Source organism: Mesorhizobium sp. M2C.T.Ca.TU.002.02.1.1, assembly GCF_003997225.1.
In genome coordinates this window covers 1-1,843 of the sequence record NZ_RZTO01001034.1, presented here as the reverse complement: position 1 = coordinate 1,843, position 1,843 = coordinate 1, and the positions used below count along the sequence as shown (strand labels likewise).

Below are 1,843 nucleotides of genomic sequence, written 5' to 3'. Positions count from 1 at the left end.
GTCCTCATCCTTACATAGACCGCTGCGATTGACCTTTCCACCGCGATCGACTGGGCCTGCTCTCAAGCATAACGAACCGCATTATCGAAAAATGCGCCGCGGTTATGCGGCGCTGTCCAGCGCCCGGAACTGCGCCATGGTCGCCTCGATCTCTTCGCGGATCCAGGCCTTGAAGTCGCGCACCTTGCGGCTTTCGCTTTTGGTGGCCGAGGTCACCAGCCAGTAGCCGAGCCCGCTTTCGGCCCTTACGCCGAAGGGCGCGACCAGCCGGCCGTCGGCCAGCGCGTCGGCGGTGAGCAATTGCCAGGCGAGCATCACGCCATGACCGGCGATCGCCGATTCCAGGCAAAGCATCGGATCGGTGAAGCGCGCGCCCTTCTGGAAGGTGACCGGCTCGACGCCGGCCGCCTCGAACCAGCCGTCCCAGCTGAACATCGCCCGCTCGTCAGTGATGGCGCAGGTCTGCGCCAGATCGCCGATCGATTTCAGCCTGACCGCGATCGAGGGCGCGCAGACCGGAAACACTTCCTGGGCAAGCAGAAGCTCGGCGCGGTCGCCCGGCCATTTGCCGTCGCCGAGCCGGATGGCGATATCGATGTCGGACCGATCGAGATCGGCGACCCTGGCCGAGGCGTCGATGCGCAAAAGCACGTTCGGATGCCGCGCGAAATGCCGCGACAGCCTGGGCAGCAGCCATTTCGAAGCGAAGGCCGGCGCCACCGAGACGACCAGCGTGCACTCGTTGGCCTCGTCGGCCAGCGCCACCGCTTGCGCGAGCTCGCGGAAGCCGGCGCTGAGCCGCGCCGTGAAGGCTGCGCCGAACTCGGTCGGCACGAGCCCGCCCGGCGTGCGTTCGAACAGCGCCTGTCCGAGCTGCTTCTCGGTGCGCTTGACCTGCTGGCTGACGGCGCTGACCGAGACGTTCAGCTCTGCCGCCGCTGCCGCCAGCGATCCCAGCCGGGCGACGGTTTCCACGGCGCGCAGGCCGTTGAGGTGGACGCGATTGAGCATTGCCATTCAGTTTTTCTAAAGTGGACGAGCCGAAATCTCAATTGAAACCCAGTGAGAGAAGGCGGAATTTAACAGGAACAGCCTTGAGCCATGAGGTGGTCCCCATGAAGATTTTATCTTTGCTGAAAGGGCTTTCCGGCACCATGGCGAGGCCGCGCGATGACGGCGAGATCGCCCGCTGGATCACCGATCCGCTGTCGCATCCGGTGCTCGACACCATGTCGGAGCGCGAGCTCGGCGATATGCCCTTCCGGCTGACCGCGCGCCGCACCGCATATGAAACGATGGGTGCGGCCGGCCGATAAGTTATTGGCCCTTTGGCGGCGCTCCTCCTCATCCGGCCGCTTCGCGGCCACCTTCTCCCCGTGGGGGAGAAGAAGTGGCGCCGGTGCCGATAGGCTCCTCTCCCCGCGGGGAAAGGTCAGCCGAGCGAAGCGGAGGCTGGGTGAGGGGACGTCTGCAATCCGACGGCCAAGCCTGACTGGCCCAACGCAAGCACGGTTGTTTCGCCTGCGCACACATTTATGTTGCGCCGCAATGAACGCCTCGCCATCTCCCTTGCGTCTTGCTCTCGCCGGCATGGTCGCGCTCGCCGTCGCCCAGGGCATCGGCCGCTTCGTCTATACGCCGATCCTGCCGGGCATGATGGAAGGGCTGCACCTGACGCCGGCCGATGCCGGCTGGATCGCTTCCGCCAATTATCTCGGCTACCTCATCGGCGCGTTTGCCGCGGCCGGCGACTGGGCGCACGGGCGCGAGCGTCTGCTGATGTTCGCCGGCCTTGCGGCCACCGCCGTGCTCGCGGGCCTCATGCTGTCTCTTATACACGTCT

The 1,843-nt window shown here is 65.6% G+C and carries 3 protein-coding genes; 2 read left to right on the top strand and 1 reads right to left on the bottom strand.

Annotated features, from left to right (window positions below; all coding sequences use genetic code 11):
• Positions 1-102 precede the first annotated feature (102 nt).
• Positions 103-1,017: a LysR substrate-binding domain-containing protein gene (locus EOD07_RS32975; protein ID WP_127238208.1), complete on the bottom strand. Its 915-nt coding sequence runs from the start codon at positions 1,015-1,017 to the stop codon at positions 103-105.
• A gap of 98 nt (positions 1,018-1,115) precedes the next feature.
• On the opposite strand from EOD07_RS32975, the gene EOD07_RS32970 reads away from it, so the two are divergent.
• Both EOD07_RS32970 and EOD07_RS32965 read left to right on the top strand, forming a co-directional pair.
• Positions 1,116-1,316, top strand: a complete 201-nt coding sequence (locus EOD07_RS32970; RefSeq protein ID WP_127238207.1) for a hypothetical protein — start codon at positions 1,116-1,118, stop codon at positions 1,314-1,316.
• A 274-nt stretch (positions 1,317-1,590) separates the two neighbouring features.
• Positions 1,591-1,843, top strand: a 253-nt coding sequence (locus EOD07_RS32965; RefSeq protein ID WP_127238209.1) for a YbfB/YjiJ family MFS transporter, incomplete at its 3' end; no start/stop codon positions are given.

What these genes read in the sequence shown, in the direction of transcription:
- EOD07_RS32975 (WP_127238208.1), bottom strand. Translation starts at nt 1,017, where the DNA reads ATGGCAATGCTCAATCGCGTCCACCTCAACGGCCTGCGCGCCGTGGAA.
- EOD07_RS32970 (WP_127238207.1), top strand. Translation starts at nt 1,116, where the DNA reads ATGAAGATTTTATCTTTGCTGAAAGGGCTTTCCGGCACCATGGCGAGG.